Here is a 17,544-nt window from a genome sequence, read left to right as displayed (position 1 = left end):
ACAATGCGCCACTATTTTATCGTGTTTTGAAGAAGAACAGCCATTACCATGTTTGAAGTGAATCCTGTACTCAATAAAATTAAAGAAATCAAAGAACGTACTGAGTTACTTCGGGGGTATCTTTGACTACGAACTGAAGTCTGAACGACTTGTTGAAGTAGTGAGAGAACTTGAGTTACCTGATGTTTGGAACGAACCTGAACGCGCACAATCGCTAGGTAAAGAGCGAGCATCGTTAGAAATCGTTGTTGAAACGATAGATAGTTTAGTTGCTGGTTGTGAAGATGTTGAAGGCTTGGTTGAATTAGCCGTTGAAGAAAATGACGAAGAAACCTTTTCTGATGCCGAGCAAGAAACTAAAGCGCTAGAGGAAAGCATTGAAAAACTGGAATTTCGTCGTATGTTCTCGGGAGAACAAGACAGTGCAGATTGCTACTTAGATATCCAATCAGGTTCTGGTGGCACTGAAGCGCAAGACTGGGCTGAAATGCTCATGCGCATGTACCTTCGTTGGGGTGAAGCCCATGGCTTCAAAACTGAAGTGATTGAAGTTTCAGATGGTGATGTTGCTGGTATCAAAGGTTGTACTATTAAGTATTCAGGTGAATATGCGTATGGTTGGTTAAGAACAGAAACTGGCGTGCATCGTTTGGTACGTAAATCGCCATTTGATTCGAGTGGTCGCCGTCATACGTCGTTTGCATCTGCATTTATTTATCCTGAAATTGACGATAACATTGAGATTGACATTAATCCGGCAGATTTGAGAGTTGATACCTTTAGAGCGTCAGGTGCAGGTGGCCAGCACGTTAACAAAACGGATTCAGCGATTCGAATTACTCATATCCCAACTGGAGCAGTTGTGGCGTGTCAATCGGATCGTTCGCAACATAAAAACCGCGCGACCGCGATGAAATTGTTGAAAGCTAAGCTTTATGAAATGGAAATTCAAAAGCAAAACGAAGATAAGCAGGTATTGGAAGAAGGTAAGTCGGATATTGGCTGGGGAAGCCAGATTCGCTCTTACGTATTAGATGACAGTCGAATTAAAGATTTACGAACTGGTGTTGAAAATCGCAATACTCAGGCAGTACTTGATGGTGACTTAGATAAGTTTATCGAAGCAAGTTTGAAGTCTGGGCTTTAGTACATAAAGAATTAAGTAAAACCAATAGTGTAAAAAAAAGCGTGGGGTGTGCCCACTTTCAGTAGTAATCGTTTAACAATCAAAGGGTATGGTACCCGTTAATTGAGATATAAAATGACAGACCAAGCGAAACAAGACGAAAACAAATTGATTGCCGAACGTCGCGGCAAATTAGCGCAAATTCGAGAAAACTGCCCGGCTAATGGCCACCCAAACAAGTTTGATCGAAAACACTATGCGGCTGATTTACAAGCTGCACACGGTGAGAAAGATAAAGAATCGCTTGAAGCTGAAAGTGAAGTATACAGCGTTGCTGGTCGTGTAATGGCAAAACGTGGGCCATTCCTGGTATTGCAAGATATGACGGGGCGCATTCAAGCATACGCTGCAAAGGACGTTCAAAAAGATATTAAAGCCAAGTGGGGTGTATTAGATATTGGTGACATCGTTGGTGTTACAGGTACGCTACACAAGTCTGGCAAAGGCGATTTATACGTAAATATGGACGAATACCAGCTATTAACTAAATCGCTGCGCCCGTTACCTGAAAAATTCCATGGTTTATCTGATCAAGAAACGAAATATCGTCAGCGTTATGTTGACCTTATCATCAACGAAGAGACGCGTAATACTTTTAAAATACGCTCAAAAATTGTAGATGGTATTCGTAAGTTCTTAACAGAAAGAGACTTTATGGAAGTTGAAACGCCAATGCTCCAAACTATTCCTGGCGGTGCAACGGCTAAACCATTCGCAACATATCACAACGCGCTTGATATCGAAATGTTCATGCGTATAGCGCCAGAGTTATACTTGAAGCGTTTAGTTGTTGGTGGTTTTGAGCGTGTATTTGAAATTAACCGTAATTTCCGTAACGAAGGCTTATCAACGCGTCATAACCCGGAATTCACGATGATTGAATTCTACCAAGCCTATGCAGATTACAATGATCTGATGGACTTAACTGAAGACATGTTACGTACATTGGCGCAAGACGTTATGGGAACACCAGTTATTCGTAACACCGTTCGTGACAATAATGGTGAAGTTATCGAAGAGAAGTTCTACGATTTTGGTCAACCGTTTACACGTTTATCTATGGTGGATGCTATCTTAAAGTATGCACCTGAATTGGATGAAAAAGTGCTACGTAATCCAGAAGAAAACTTTGAAGCCATTAAAGCAATAGCTAAACAAGTTGGTGTAAAAGAAGGCGAAGCTGCGAAAGTTTGGGGACCAGGTAAATACATTTGCGAGATTTTCGAAGAAGTCGCAGAGCATCAGCTTGATCAGCCAACATTCATCACTGAATACCCATGGGAAGTTTCGCCATTAGCACGTCGTAATGATGATAACCCATTCATCACTGACCGCTTTGAGTTCTTTGTAGGTGGCCGTGAGTTAGCGAATGGTTTCTCCGAGTTAAATGATGCCGAAGATCAAGCTGAGCGTTTCCGCAAGCAAGTGGAAGAGAAAGACGCGGGTGATGACGAAGCGATGCACTTTGACGAAGACTACATCAATGCACTTGAATATGGTTTACCACCAACTGCTGGTGAAGGTATTGGTATCGACCGTCTTGTGATGTTATTCACGGATTCGCCAACGATTAAAGACGTTATTTTATTCCCGCATATGCGCCCGCTAGCGGAATAGTCTCCAGCTAAATTGAGAATGTTCTTCTCAATTTGAAAAATAATAAGCCAACGAGCATTAACTGCTTGTTGGCTTTTTTATTAGTAGCATTCGTACTTAATTAGTGTGTTAGTAGGCTGTACAAAAAGTTAAAAAACGATACAAAAGGATCATAAACAAATTCAATCCATTGGCTAGAATAGTGAAAGTCTGATTTAAATGTTGTTGTCTGCGACAAAAAATACTTAACCGGATATTTTGATGCAACGAGCCGTTAAAAGGAAGAAAAGTCATGAATTTATATCTAATAAGGCTAATAGCGCTTGTGAGCATATTCGCAATTAATAGTGCTGAAGCGGTCGAAGAAATTCGAATTGATTACATACCAGCTAAAGATAACAAAGAATCCTTAATAAAATCACAAATCGAAAAATCAGGTGTTGTTTCATCTGTAGTGACGTTTCTAAATGATTCCTTTCTCATTAATATAAAACTTAGTATCAAGTTCGGCTCTGATGATGGCCCTTTGTTTGACAGTGAAAAAAATGAAATCGCGATTCCTTTTTCCTTCATAGACGAAATTGAAAAACGATTTAAAAAGGCCAATTATGTAGAAACTGGTGTAAGCGTAGAAGATGCTGTTGCAGACGCATTGATGCATACACTATTTCATGAATTTGCCCATGCAATAATCTTCATGTATGACATCCCCATAGTAGGCAAAGAAGAGGATGCGGCTGACGCACTGGCGACGGTGTTACTGATTGAGTATTTTGAAGATGGGCAAGAAATTGCGATTAGCGCGGCAGACTTATTTGACTTAGAAAGCGAAGATCTAAACGTATTAGAGGACGAAAACTTTTGGGGAGAGCATAGTTTAGACTTGCAACGATATTACAACACGATATGCCATGTGTACGGCAGCGATCCCGAAACATACAGCATTTATCTGGAGCAATCGTATTTTTCTGAAGACAGAGCAGAGTTATGTATTTTTGAGTATGAAAAAGTAGCCCGCAGTTGGCTTAAATTGCTAAAACCATACATGAAAGATCGCAATTAGTGTTTTTGAATAACCGATAGTACGCGTTTGATAAACCTTTCATATTTTAAGGAGTAGTAGGGGGAATTGAGGCGTAATGAACTATAGCGTTAATCGTCATGCATCGTTCAACATAATCTTGAAATGCTACATTTTCTGCTAAACGCAGTAATCGAAACAATTGAATGCAATGTGGTTCCAATTAGCTATTTTAATGCAAAGTAGAAATTGTTCTTTAAAGTAGAATCATGCATGATTAGGAAATGTAGTGCATATCTTAAGCACTCTGCGGAATTTGTCCGATATCTAGGGAGATTTAATCTGTATGCTTGAACTAAGTACGTATTTACCAGAACTCATCACTGTTTCTATCATTGCCGTTTTCATGGCGATTAGTCCTGGAGCAGATTTTGTTATGATCACGCGAAACAGTATTTCGTATAGTCGTAAAGCTGGGTTGTATTCTGCACTTGGTGTGAGCGCTGCAGTATGGATCCATGTCGCGTATTCTATCGCTGGATTAGCGGTGATAATTGCTAATTCAATCTTACTCTTTTCGATTATTAAATATTGTGGTGCGGCGTATCTAATTTACATGGGCTGGAAAACGTTTCGAGCGCAAACAAATCTAGACATTGAACAAGTGAGTGGTGACTTGAGCAGCTTATCTGCATTTAAAAACGGTTTTGTTACCAATGCTTTGAACCCTAAAACAACTATATTCTTTTTAAGTATTTTTACGCAAGTTGTCGATCAAACTACACCTATTACTATGCAAATCCTATACGGTGCGGTTATTTCGTTAGCGCATTTGCTGTGGTTTAGTGCGGTAGCAATGTTTTTGACACAGCCAAGACTCTTGAAGGCGTTTCAAAATTCAAAGCAATTGATTGAAAAAATAGTAGGCGTTGTGCTTGTCGGTTTTGGAGTAAAGATAGCAGCACATAGCAATTAGCAATGCGAAGAGGAAGTTCTTGTTAATTGATATTAACTGCTAAGAAGGCCAACGAGCTCGCATTGGCCTCTTAAGTCGATTGATAGTTGCTTGTTTCCACGTTGCGTTATGCTTCAACAATCCCCCAAATAAACGCGGCGACGCCTGTCAATGCGATCATCATGATATAAATGAGTCCAATAATGTTGTATTTAATGAAGGTAAATATATAGCCTTGTTTATAAACCTTTTTTTGCATCATAAACAGGTAAACTGGCATCCATATCAATATGCACATGGCAACCGTGGAAAAAGCTTCTGCAAGCCCTGGGTAATTAGCATCTACTGCGTCATGGCTGACATCGAGTATTTCAACGAGTAATATCGCAAAGAAAATAAAGCTGTGACTGTGAAGAGCAACAGTTAAGTGTTCCATATAAAGTCGCTTGGAAAACAGGTAAAATATCTTTAATAACAAAGCAAATAACGGCAATATCACAAACATTAACGGTGGTAATTTGGCTATAGCGTAGTCAATCAACTTCGTTGGATTTTCCGCCATATGCTTTTCAATTTTCGCTTCAACCTCATTTGCTTTCTTATTGATTAATTCGTTCATGTCTTCGCTTAGAAACGCGAAATTCAGTGTCTTGTCTTCAGTGTTGCCAATGGAAAATGTAGGGTCGTTATATTCAATTACTAAACCTTGTTGGGCTTGTGCCAGTTTCTCTGACAGCTGTGCGAGTTCTTCCAAATTTTCAGGCGTGAGTTGTTCCTTATCTTTGTAACGATTTAACTGTATGTCTAAAGCACGTTTAGCAACGCGATATCGGGATGATGACTTACTGGATTTCAAATCATCCTCTAAAGATTGTAGTTTGTCTTGTATGTCTAGCAGTGGGACCTTTTCATCATTAGATGCTGTTGTGATCTCTTCTTTTAGCTCAGTCATAAAAGTATTGTATTCGTTCAATGCTGAATGTTCTTTTTCAAAATCTCCCGTGGCGCTATCGGTAAAAAACTTCAGTGATATGAAAAATACAATACTAATAAATAGGTATAACCGTAGTGGTGGAACGTAATGCACTCGTTTACCGGCAATATATTGATTAGTAAGAAAGCCAGGTCGAAAGAATAGTGGGAACATTGTCCGGCTCGCACGAGAGTCGAAACTAAAAATATCATCGAGCAAATGGAGAATAACGCTCCAGAAGTATTTCAGGGACGATTCTAAAGATTGGCCACATTGGCTGCAAAAGGCACCTTCAACTCGTGCATGGCAGTTTTCGCAAAACTTAATATTGGTATTGTCTTGCACAGCGAGTGACTTTATCTGTTCTGCTGGTAGCTGTTCTGTTGAATTGTTACTAGTTAGAGAGGTACTTTGAACAGGTTGTTGTTCCATGCGAAGCTCGCTTTATACAGAAAATTAACATTGCACATAAATACTAACATGACGAAAGTCCATGGTGTAACTGCATTTTTTGATTTTATTTCATTAAATTAGAAATATTTTCGTAACTGGGGTGATGATTGATTGAACTTCTGTTAAATTTAAAGCATTGTAGTTTCGCTGCTACACGAAAGCCACACATAGGAGAATTATAATGGCATTTGAAGTCACGTTTGAATTAAAAGAGTCAGACTTAGATCATTTTCGCGAAGTCATGAGAAAGGCACAATCTGGTGCAAAGCAATTAAGTGAAAGTGCAATTCTGTCTAATGCAAAAGCATTAAGCGATACTGTAGCTGAAGACTTGCCAGCATTCGTAAGTGAGCGTATTCAAAAATTACGTACATTAGTGGCAATGATTGAAGATAGTGAATGGAAAATCCCAGACGAAGAACGTTCAGATGTACTAAGTGCGTTGGCGTATTTTAGCGATCCTGAAGATTTAGTCCCTGATCACATCCCTGTTTTGGGCTTCTTAGACGATGCCATCATGATTGAGCTTGTTGCGGAAGAGCTAAAAGATGACATTGAAGCGTTTCTTGAGTTTTGTGCATATCGCGAACGTGAAGAAGCAAGGCATGGTAGTGATACTACGGTAACGCGTGAAGAATGGCTTGGCGCTAAGCGTCGTGAACTGCATAGCCGTATGAGAAATCGTCGTGGAAAACGTCGTGGTGGTGGTTCCTCATTCCGTTCTATATTTTAATCAAGCTTAAAAACTTGTGTTTTTGTTAAAACCCCGCTCAGTGCGGGGTTTTTATTTTGCAACATTTTAACAATGTTTTGTTCTTGAGTTTGCCGACTCAGCATGGCATAACATACGTTAACAATGCATTAACCAGTGTTTTTTTGTTGTACAGAGTGTGTGCGCAATGTGTTGGTTAGTTGTACTACTGTAGGCAATAAGTAAGGAATAATAATAATGTTAAAAATTGAAGGCTTGTCGAAAACTTATGACAACGGAGTAAAAGCATTAAATAATGTTACGCTCGATATACCAAAAGGTATGTTTGGCTTATTAGGACCAAATGGAGCGGGTAAATCTTCGTTGATGAGAACCATTGCAACACTGCAAGAAGCAGACGCTGGCCGCATAACATTTGACGGTGTTGACGTGTTTTCAGATCCGCAGGCACTCAGACAACGGTTAGGGTATTTGCCTCAGGACTTTGGTGTTTATCCTCGAATTAGTGCCTACGATTTACTTGAACATATGGCAGTGTTAAAAGGGCTGAAAAACAAAGGCGAAAGAAAAGAAGTTGTTGAAGGTTTGTTAGCGCACACCAATCTGTTTCAACACCGTAAAAAGGCTGTGAGTGGTTTTTCGGGAGGGATGCGACAACGTTTCGGTATTGCACAAGCATTATTAGGCGACCCTGACTTATTGGTTGTCGATGAGCCAACTGCGGGACTAGATCCTGAAGAGCGTAACCGATTCCATAACTTGCTAGTTAGCTTAGGCGAAGAAAAAGTTATTATATTATCAACACATATTGTTGATGACGTATCTGAACTTTGTCCCAATATGGCCGTATTAGCTTCAGGACAAATCTTACTTGAAGGCAATCCTATAGAGCTTACAAAACAACTAAATGGTCAAATTTGGCGTAAAACAGTTTCTCAAGTTGAGGCCGCAGATATTGAAACAGAAATGCAAGTTATTTCAAAACGACTATTTGCTGGTAAAACTATAGTTCATGTTATTGCAGAACAGGCGCCTACGGGTTTTGACACCACACCTGCAAATCTAGAAGACGTATATTTTTCTACGCTTCATAATCATCGTAAAGTAGCATAGGAGCGTCGCATGTTTCTTAAAATGCTAACTTTTGAATGGCGTTATTTTGTGCGTCAGCCTTCGTTCTATGTGACGGGGTTAATCTTCTTTTTACTTACCTTTTTTGCCACAGTCAGCGAAAATGTCCAAATTGGTGGCGGTGGTAATGTACTGTACAACGGCCCATTTTCAATTGCGCAAACGTTAATCATTATGAGCATTTTTGCCATGTTCTTAGTGGTTAACTTTGTCGCTAATACCGCGACTCGTAATGAAGCAACACAAATGGCAGAGTTGCTTTACTGCAAACCTATTAACCCAGTGAGTTACCAGTTAGGGAGATTTTTTGGCTCCTTTGCTGTTGTTGCTGCGGTATTTGCCATGGTGCCACTAGGTATCTTATTAGGGACACTAATCGGCGGCATCACAGGCTGGGTTGACCCTGAGCGTTTAGGGCCGACGAACTTGGCTCATTACTTCACTGCATATTTTTATTTATCACTGCCAACACTTTTCGTACTTTCTTGTTTGTTCTACGCGGTAGCTATTCGTTTTCGCAGCATGATGGCTGTGTACCTTGTCGCCGTAGGTGTATTCATTGTTTATATTGTGTCTGGTCAATTTTTATCAGAACCTGAGTACCGTACTATAGCTGCTCTAGCAGATCCGTTTGCCGCGAATACCTTTGGCGAAGTAACGCGCTACTGGACGATGCACGACAAAAACAACGCCGAAATTGAATTGGTGGGTGTTCTTGTGCAGAACCGCTTAATTTGGTTGGCCGCGTCGATTGTGATTTTAGCTGTATTTGGGCGATTTACGTCAAAAGTTACATTACGCGCTAGTCAAAAGCTGAAGAAAAACAAAGATCAGACGGAATCTTCTATAGCCGATAAATTAAATAATCGTATTGATACCAAAAGCAGTGGCGTTACCACGTTAGCGCACATTGCACTGCGTGTTCGTTTTGAAATTCGTCAGGTTATATTCAGCGCGCCATTTTTAGTGTTAGGTGCATTTACTATATTTTCATTGGTAGCACCTCTCATTGATCCGCCGGGAATGTTTGGTACGCCAAACTGGCCGATTACACAATCTATGGTAGGTTTAATTGTCGGCTCGACAGGCCTGTTAATGTTAATCGTATTAACGTATTACAGCGCTGAAATTGTATGGCGTGAGCGTAATTCTGGCATGGGAGATATTGTTGACTCGATGCCTGTACACAACCTTACTTTTTGGTTGTCAAAGATAGTAGCGATTAGTTTGGTAATTGCATTACTGTTTCTGTTTGGTACTGGCGTAACCGTGATTAACCAATTAGTTAAAGGCTACGACAACCTCGAATTATCACAGTATTTGGTTCGCCTAGGATATGTTAATTTTGTCCCGCTAATTATGACGGCTATTTTGGCTTTCTTTTTACAGGTGGTCAGTCCGAACAAATTTATCGGTATGATATTGTTTGTGCTCTATATTATTTCGACCATAGTGCTGAGCAACTTTGGTTTTAGCCACAATATGTTCCAGTTTTCTGGTTCCCCTCAAGTGCTGTATTCAGATATCAATGGTTATGGCCAGTTTCTTAACAGTCATTCTTGGTACATGCTGTATTGGCTTGGTGCTACCGTAATTTTAGCTTCGCTAACTTATGCTTTATGGCATCGTGGACCAGTACAGCCACTAAAAGCCAGAATTAAGAAAGTGCCTTATTACTTAGGTTTACCTGGTAAAATAAGTGTGGCCGCGGGCTTGGCTGTATTCATATTTGCTGGCAGCTATATTCACTACAACACGCGTATTTTAAACGAGTACGTAGTTGAAGATGATGCGTTAGAACTACGCGCTGACTATGAAAAAACATACGTGCAACATGCACAAGATGAAATCCCTACGATTGTAAAAACGCATGCGAAAGTAGATATTTTTCCATCTGAACGTCGTATCAACGCTGTGGCTGATATCACCATTAAAAATACCTCTGATAAAGCAATAGAACGATTTATGGTGGCTAAACCTCAGTTTACACAACAATGGAATGTTGTCATTGAAGGCGGGAAACTAGGCGAAACTGATGACAAGTTTGACGTTGCGTGGTTTGAATTTTCTGAACCATTGCAGCCTGGTGAGTCTCGACAAGGGGAGTTGTTAGTAGAGCGAGCTCATCAAGGATTTACAGATGGAAATAATGACCTTGCAGTTAATTACAATGGTACCTTTGTTAACAACTACAGCTTGTTTCCTGCATTTGGTTACCAGGAAGGTGTGCAACTGCAAGATCGCCACGAGCGTAGAAAGCGTGATCTTGAGCCTGTTAAGCGTGCTAATAAATTAGAAGAAGCGCAATTTTATAATGAAAGCTTCTTTGGCAAAGGGATTGGCTTTATTGACTTCGAAGCAACAATTTCGACGTCAGAAGATCAATTCGCTATAGCACCGGGGTATCTACAAAGCGAAACCGTGGAAAATGGTCGCCGCACATTCCATTACAAAATGGATGCTCCGATGGTGAACTTCTATTCTATCATGTCGGCGAAATTGTCAGCCAAGAAGGAAGCTTATAAAGGTATCGATATCGAAATCTACTATCACGAAGGCCATCATATGAATGTGGAACGTATGATAGAAAGTGTGAAAGATTCAATTGATTACTTTACCGAGAATTTTGGTCCTTATCAGCATAAGCAAATGCGAATCATAGAATTCCCAGGATATCGTAGCTTTGCACAGAGTTTTGCGAATACGGTGCCATATTCTGAGAGAATTGGTTTCATCACTGACTTACGCGACCCTGAAAATATTGATCCTGTGTACTATGTCACGGCGCATGAAGTTGCTCATCAGTGGTGGGGACATCAAGTTGGCGCGGCAAATGTTCAAGGAAGTGCCATTATTTCTGAAAGTCTATCGCAATATAGCGCTTTGATGGTCATGGAAAAGAAATATGGACCTGAGAAGATCAGAAAATTCCTGAAGTATGAATTAGACAGTTATTTGCGTGGTCGAAGCGTAGAATTGTTGGAAGAAATGCCACTGATGCGCAGCGAGAATCAGTCGTACATTCATTATCGTAAAGGCTCAGTCGTAATGATGTCGTTGAAAGATCGTTTGGGTGAAAAACGTTTGAATAACAGCTTAAGAAACTTCTTATCAGCGTATAAGTATCAAAGTGCACCTTATCCAACGACAAAAGACCTACTGGCGTATATTACGGCAGATGCAAACGAGCAGGAATACGATTTCGTTAGCGGTGTTTTTGAACATATTACTTTGTATGACTTAAAAACTGAGAGTGTTGAAGTGGTTGATCGTGAAGATGGCATGTTCGATATCAACATTGTTATTCAAGCGGCACTCAAACGTGCTGATGGGCAAGGTATGGAGACGGAACATGAGTTTGAAGATATGGTTGATATAGGTGCGTTTAGCGACGATCCTGAGGACTTGTCTTCTGATAACTTTGTACAATACCTAAGTAAACACTTAATTAAGTCAGGTAAGAATACGATTACATTAACGCTTAAAGAACGTCCTAAATATGTGGGCGTGGATCCTTTCGTTAAACTTGTAGATCGTGACAGTGCCGATAATATTTATCGCCTGTAAACAATCAAGCTAAAGGTATAGTAAAAAGCCAGTTGATAGCGACATCAGCTGGCTTTTTCAATATAGGGTTTTTCAAGATAGGATTTTACGAAATAGTATATTGAACAACAATGAAACTTATACCAAGTGAAATAAATATTTGACTAGTTCAGAGCTATGTCAGGGAAGTTAGACCAAAGCAAATTGATGCTGTTGTAGTCATTCTCGGTTTTGTCTCCTGAGTCACTCTACCTCCTGCATCCATGCAGTCGTCCATCAAAGAAATTTGTGAAGTTATCACTTTCCTGACAAGCTCCCAAGGGCGAGTTTAAAAGGCTTATATGCTGCGTTATTTATTTTGATAAGGTTCCTACATGGATGTAGGCCATTAGGGCAACGCAGGACGCAGTTGCCGAGAACTACCATTAACTGCAATCAATGCTTTGCCTCTAAGCCTTTTAATTCTCGCTGAATGATCAAATATTTAATTCAATTGGTATTAGTGATTGATGCTAACGAGTGACGTACATCATCATGACAAAAAACGCGATGATGATTGCATTGAACGCTAGAATATAAATAAACCCACGAATGCCCTCTTTAACAGAGAAGCCTTTTGCGTCTAAGTAGAACCACCAAATCGCGCACATTATAATTGGCAATAAGAAAAACAATCGAATCATATCAAAGCTTTATTGTTATCGTGAGTTTATTTCATCATAGGTGAATTCACCGTGTGATGCTACGCTGGTGTTAAAATAAATCCGCACCCAATTAAATTGCTTAAGTATTTGCAGCCCTTAATTCTTGATCATGCCGGTCAATCAATTGGGTTAATGGCTTACGAATTGCGTACAAAAAGCACAGACTAGGTATAACCATCAAAGAAGTCATTATAAAAAATAGTGCCCAATTGCCGTCTAGCCAATCAACTACAATGCCTGAATAAGAACCGACCATAACACGGCCAAATGTACCTAGGGATGCCATTAGCGCGTACTGGCTCGCAGTGAATGTTTTATTGCACAGCACTGACAACAGGGCGACAAACGCGACCGAACCCCATGCCGACGTAAAGCCATCAACAAATACGGTAAAACCAAAGAGCAGCTTGTTAGGGCCTACCACAGCCATTGCTGCAAATAAGAGATTACTTGCCGACATCGCTATGCCACCAATGAAAAGTCCTTTTAATATGCCGTATCTAATCGTAAATACGCTGCCAATCAGCGAAAAGACAATCGTTGTTGCCCAGTTAATTAGCTTTGAGTAGTACGCGATATCTTCATTGGAAAAACCGACTTCACGGTAAAAGACTATCGACATTCTTCCCAAATAAGCTTCACCAATTTTAAATAGAAACACGAACAGTAAGATTGATATTGCGAGTTTAAAGCCATTGCGATCAAAAAACTCTTGAATCGGTGCTACTGATGTAGCGATTAACCAAGCCGCCAACCGATGAATGGTCGAGGGCGTACTTTGAATCATGTTGGAGGCATGAGTTGACGAGCGTCCTGCTAAATCACTATTCATCGCTCTAAGCTGCTGGTAAAACATCGCCATTAAAATAACGATGATGAGGGTAATTGCGGTAAATCGGTATTCGTCAGCGATCAGAGTCGTTGGCCAGTACGGATAACCAATATTGGCGTAGATGATAAAGAGAAAAATTATGGGCAAGATGAACAGCACACCATAAGGTCTTATTCCTTGTGATGGCATTAGTTGTTGATATTTCTCTTGTATTCCGTGAATTATTTGATCACGGCCGTTACTTTTGGGTTCTTTAGCGATCAGTGTGTTAAACATAAGCGCTGTCATAATAAATGCCAGTACCCAATAGACATCTGGCCATGCCCAGTTAGGACTGTCAACTAGTATGAATGGCACGCTCCCCAGCCCTGCGAACCCTGTCCACCAGCCAGCGGTGGCCATTGCAGAGCCAGCAGCCATATAGCCGCTGTCTTTATCACTTAATGAATCTATGCGGAACGCATCAATTGCAATGTCTTGAGTCGCGCCAGCGATGGTAATGAACAGCGCAAAGAGCGCCATAACAGACAGTTGTTGTTGAACATTAAGGTAGCTTAAGGCAATGGTTGCGGCAATAATGACAAGTTGTGTAATGAATATCCAACTCTTACGCTGGCCAAGTGCGCTGTTTAAATACCAAATCTTAATTCTGTCGGTAAGGGGAGACCAAAGAAAATTAATGGAATATGCAGCAAATATGAGACCGAATAATCCAATACTAGATCGGCTTAAGCCTTCGTCTTTAAGCCAGCCGCTCATCGCTGAACCCGTCATCACCCAAGGAAAACCACTTGCAATGCCAAAAATGAAGATTGTGACAAGTTGTTTATTCTTAAAATAGCTAATTATTTCTTTGAAAGAATGGGGTTGGGCCATAAAACAGCAATAATATTTATAAAGTGCAGATAGTTGCAGAGACTAGCAGAGGTAAGCCTGTTCGCAAAGCACTAATTATACCAATCCGCATAAAGAATTGCCCTCATAGAATGACATGGGCAACATTAGAACAAACGAAATAAGTGTAGATATAGTTGATCTCGGCTTTGGCATCCTGCGTCGCTCTACCTCCTGCATCCTTGCAGTCGTACATTAAGTTTATTTTATGCAGTCATCATATTGCCCATGCATTTCCAAAGGACGAGTTTTAAAGGCTTATATGCTGCGTTATTGATTTTAACAAGGTTCCCACATGGATGTGGGACATTAGGGCAACGCAGGACGCAGTTGCCGAGAACAACCATTCTTTGCAATCAATGCCTTGCCTCTAAACCTTTAAATTCTCGCTAAGAGAGCAATTTCTTACACGGGTTGGTATTATTGACAAAATATGTATTCATTCAAGTTATGGGATGGGGCGCCAGCCAATGCAATCAATAGGGTAACTGCCTATGCCGTCGAAAAAATCTAAGCAGGTGGTAATCTCACTCTTAAGGAATAAGTTGTTATCCAAGGCCTGTGCTCCATGCAAACTCAACTGGTGAACCACGTGCCAGAATACACGCTCACGAGCACTGCCTGGCGTGTCGTCTTCTACATTGAGAAGTGTCCATTCTTCCATGGTTTGATTAATAAAAAAATCTAACTCTGTGTAATGCAGGGTGTGTTCGAAAACAGCTGATATATAGTTGTCTATTTGTACAATTTTCTCATTGATAAACTGCTCAATTATCATTCTGATTCCTCAAGCCTTCAAGGGATTTATTCGTTACTAAATTTCTCCACAAGATCGTTTTATAATGCAATTAACAAACGTTAGCCACTCATCATGCGTCAGAAGAAATCAATATTGAATCCTGTATCGAATGATTAGATTTAATTTGCCGGGTATTGTTGCGCACTTATTATTGTATGTTCTCGTTTCTACCTTATTTATCGTAGAAAAAAAAGGCAATGTCAAAGCGTTGAGCGTAATTAAATGTAAATAATTAGTGGTTGACCAGAAAGTATCTTAGATATCAGTCTACTAGCGGGGCTGTTTTTACAGAAAAATAAAGGGCAACGTTAGAGTTGCCCTTTCTTCAGAACATTCAGATAGTAGTTAAAACTCTTCTGGCAAAAGTGATGCTTTAATCAGTTTGATTTGCTCAACAGGCACATCTTCCCAGCCTAGTTCTTCGTTGTAATTTGTGGCGACATTTGCCATGGCCATCATGACTTCTTCTCCTTCAACAATGCTGCCAAATACGGTATATCCCCAGCGGCGGCCGGGATTTAGGTCGGCATTATCAGCAGCATTAAAGAAAAACTGACGGTTTGCTGTGTGCGGTTGGCTTTCTTTTGCCATGGCAATAGTGCCTAAGTCGTTCTTTAATCCGTTACCAGATTCATTAACAATATCATCGTTGACTTTCTTAGGTGCATAGCTCGTGTCATAGCCTCCACCTTGTACGATAAAGTTCTTAATGATGCGATGAAATACCGTGTTGTCGTATTCACCCTTAACCACATACGTTAAAAAGTTGTCGACGGTAATCGGCGCTTTTACCCGGTCAAGTTCCACAACAATGACGCCCATCGACGTTTCAAACTTAACGCGAGGGAATAGGTTGTCAGGGTCAATTGCTGGTTCTTTCGCCGCGAGACTTAGAGAGAAAAGACAGAGAATTGCAAAGAGTCGTTTCATGTTAATTATTCACAAATTGTTGTACTTCTTGATCATTAACAATATTGCCAATGATTTTCGTGAGTAGTTGGTTGAAATCGCGTTCCAAAACTGCAATGTCAGCTGTCAGTGGGCCTTCGTTATTGCCTCTCACTGTAAAGGTTTTGGTGAGTGTTTGCGCTCCATTCTCGACCTTGGCCGTTAACACTATGTTGGCATTAGCTTGATATTTCAGCGTTTCTTGTTTTACGACAAACAGTGCCTTGTTAATTACCACTTCAATCGATTTCGCACTTGCGGCATTGATCGTCATCCCACCACGTTCAAAACTGCTGTTAAGCGCGCGTTCTAAAATGTTGGGTAAGTGTTGTTGTGTTGAGATAAGCTTGGCTGCTTGTTCAGGCTTTTCAATTTGAATTAAATGATGTGCTGTTCGTAAATCTATCACTGAAGTTGCGACAGATTGCTGAGCATATCCATTACTTTGTACTATGGGTAATTCAGGGCTAATGACAACCTGATTAGGGGCGCTACTACACGCTTGCACTAAGACTAAAAGTGATACTGCTACAAGATGCTTTATTCTCATTTTTTTATCGCCGATAAAATCACAAATTTGCTATTACTGGCAATTGTCTCGCAATTGCCGAATAGCCGCTGAAGTTTGATATGATAGCCAAGTTGCCGATTGCCAACAATACGCAGTTCTCCGTTTTTACGTAGAACACGAAAACTGTCTTTGAACATTTGCCATGCAATATGATCTGTCACTGCATTTTGTTGATGGAAGGGGGGATTACAAAGTATTAAATCTGCGGTTTGACTTTCGAGAGAAGTAAGACAATCATCGGCAATAAATCTAGCGTGTTCAACGGCTTCCGGAAAATTTTGCGCTACGTTCATTTGCGCAGATTTTACCGCCATAAATGATTCGTCAACAAAAGTAACTTGGCTGTTGGCATTTTGAGCCAGTACAGTAAGCCCAACGACGCCATTTCCACAACCTAAATCAATCACCGACTGTTGTGAATTAACTGTCGGCAAATGTACAATAAAAAATCGACCGCCAATATCGAGTTTTTCGCGTGCAAACACATTCGACAAGTTAGAAATGGTAAACTTTGGTGAGTCTAGTTGCCAAGATAATACGTTGTTACTTGGTTTTTTAGTGTGCTTATTGTTTAGCTGGCAAAATACCAACCGTGCTTTTTTTACTGCGAGAGAGGTGGTGGTGGTGCCAAGGAACTGCTCAAAAATTGCTAGAGTATTCTTTTGAATCTGTTTAGCTTTATCTGCCGCAATAAATATAACGTTATCGCTGTATTTTGCACTTATCCTTGCCAACAAATCCGTCATATATTGCTTAGACTTAGGGATTTTAAACAGGATGATGTCAACCTCATCCGGCAGTTCATCGAGGCTAGTCAATTGATTTAGGTGCGTTGAGTCAAGGTTATTTAATTGGTAGTTATTCAATGTACCTTGTTGACTAACATACGAGTCATTGAACTGATAAACGTTGTTATCAGGAAAATTTATTGCTAACGCGCCGAAGCTATCATTAATGATGAGTATCTTTGTTTCTTGATTAACAAGGTTGTTATCTCGCACATAATTAATCAAGTATTCATCTGCTGCATCCCATGCCTGCAAACTTCGGTTGATCTGTGCTGTAGGAAAGCGTTCAAGATGCAATGGCTTATGTTGTTGCGCTTGAAGTAAAAAAAATGGACTCAGCATGTCTAAAAATCAATAAAATAACGCTTAAAATTGGCCGCTATTGTGTCAAAATATCGAGATGGCAACCAGCGCTTTCTTATTTTTGGGGGAAGC

The 17,544-nt window shown here is 40.3% G+C and carries 13 protein-coding genes; 7 read left to right on the top strand and 6 right to left on the bottom strand.

The features are described from left to right. Nucleotides 1-48: 48 nt before the first annotated feature. The 4 genes from prfB to ACSLUK_RS09665 all read left to right on the top strand — a co-directional run bounded on the left by prfB (nucleotide 49) and on the right by ACSLUK_RS09665 (nucleotide 4,779). Nucleotides 49-1,147 (top strand): peptide chain release factor 2 gene (gene prfB / locus ACSLUK_RS09680; protein WP_448548362.1). Its coding sequence is split into 2 segments (ribosomal slippage): nucleotides 49-123 and nucleotides 125-1,147, totalling 1,098 coding nucleotides; the frame shifts between segments, so codons are not numbered across the junction. A 114-nt stretch (nucleotides 1,148-1,261) separates the two neighbouring features. After that, nucleotides 1,262-2,803: a lysine--tRNA ligase gene (lysS, locus tag ACSLUK_RS09675; protein WP_448548361.1), complete on the top strand. Its 1,542-nt coding sequence runs from the start codon at nucleotides 1,262-1,264 to the stop codon at nucleotides 2,801-2,803. Between the two features lie 271 nt (nucleotides 2,804-3,074). Then, on the top strand, nucleotides 3,075-3,845 hold the full coding sequence (locus ACSLUK_RS09670; RefSeq protein ID WP_448548360.1) for a DUF4344 domain-containing metallopeptidase: 771 nt from the start codon (nucleotides 3,075-3,077) through the stop codon (nucleotides 3,843-3,845). A gap of 304 nt (nucleotides 3,846-4,149) precedes the next feature. Then, nucleotides 4,150-4,779: a LysE family translocator gene (locus ACSLUK_RS09665; protein ID WP_448548359.1), complete on the top strand. Its 630-nt coding sequence runs from the start codon at nucleotides 4,150-4,152 to the stop codon at nucleotides 4,777-4,779. Nucleotides 4,780-4,885: 106 nt separating this feature from the next. On the opposite strand, the gene ACSLUK_RS09660 is transcribed toward ACSLUK_RS09665, so the two are convergent. Further along, nucleotides 4,886-6,163 (bottom strand): DUF3667 domain-containing protein, encoded by a 1,278-nt coding sequence (locus tag ACSLUK_RS09660; protein ID WP_448548358.1) that lies wholly within the window; start codon nucleotides 6,161-6,163, stop codon nucleotides 4,886-4,888. 202 nt (nucleotides 6,164-6,365) lie between these two features. Between ACSLUK_RS09660 and ACSLUK_RS09655 the strand changes: the two genes are divergently transcribed. The 3 genes from ACSLUK_RS09655 (at nucleotide 6,366) to ACSLUK_RS09645 (ending at nucleotide 11,594) form a co-directional block, all read left to right on the top strand. Then, nucleotides 6,366-6,917, top strand: a complete 552-nt coding sequence (locus ACSLUK_RS09655) for a YkvA family protein (RefSeq protein WP_448548357.1) — start codon at nucleotides 6,366-6,368, stop codon at nucleotides 6,915-6,917. 216 nt (nucleotides 6,918-7,133) lie between these two features. Continuing rightward, entirely contained in the window at nucleotides 7,134-8,009 is an 876-nt protein-coding gene (locus ACSLUK_RS09650) for an ABC transporter ATP-binding protein (protein ID WP_448548356.1), read from the top strand. Between the two features lie 9 nt (nucleotides 8,010-8,018). Then, nucleotides 8,019-11,594: an ABC transporter permease/M1 family aminopeptidase gene (locus tag ACSLUK_RS09645; RefSeq protein WP_448548355.1), complete on the top strand. Its 3,576-nt coding sequence runs from the start codon at nucleotides 8,019-8,021 to the stop codon at nucleotides 11,592-11,594. A gap of 762 nt (nucleotides 11,595-12,356) precedes the next feature. Here the strand turns inward: ACSLUK_RS09645 and ACSLUK_RS09640 are convergent. From ACSLUK_RS09640 to ACSLUK_RS09620, 5 genes are all read right to left on the bottom strand, one after another. Next, nucleotides 12,357-13,985 (bottom strand): AmpG family muropeptide MFS transporter, encoded by a 1,629-nt coding sequence (locus ACSLUK_RS09640; protein WP_448548354.1) that lies wholly within the window; start codon nucleotides 13,983-13,985, stop codon nucleotides 12,357-12,359. Between the two features lie 466 nt (nucleotides 13,986-14,451). Then, a complete protein-coding gene (locus tag ACSLUK_RS09635) occupies nucleotides 14,452-14,781 on the bottom strand; it encodes a hypothetical protein (protein ID WP_448548353.1) in 330 nt (109 codons plus the stop codon). A 366-nt stretch (nucleotides 14,782-15,147) separates the two neighbouring features. After that, entirely contained in the window at nucleotides 15,148-15,732 is a 585-nt protein-coding gene (locus ACSLUK_RS09630; protein WP_448548352.1) for a peptidylprolyl isomerase, read from the bottom strand. 1 nt (nucleotide 15,733) lies between these two features. After that, nucleotides 15,734-16,300, bottom strand: a complete 567-nt coding sequence (locus ACSLUK_RS09625) for a YajG family lipoprotein (RefSeq protein ID WP_448548350.1) — start codon at nucleotides 16,298-16,300, stop codon at nucleotides 15,734-15,736. After that, complete coding sequence (locus tag ACSLUK_RS09620) at nucleotides 16,297-17,451, bottom strand: methyltransferase (RefSeq protein ID WP_448548349.1); 1,155 nt, start codon at nucleotides 17,449-17,451, stop codon at nucleotides 16,297-16,299. The genes ACSLUK_RS09625 and ACSLUK_RS09620 overlap by 4 nt, the downstream gene beginning before the upstream one ends. Nucleotides 17,452-17,544 lie beyond the last annotated feature (93 nt).

Source organism: Thalassotalea fusca, from assembly GCF_053485835.1.
This window is presented reverse-complemented; position numbering and strand designations above follow the sequence as displayed.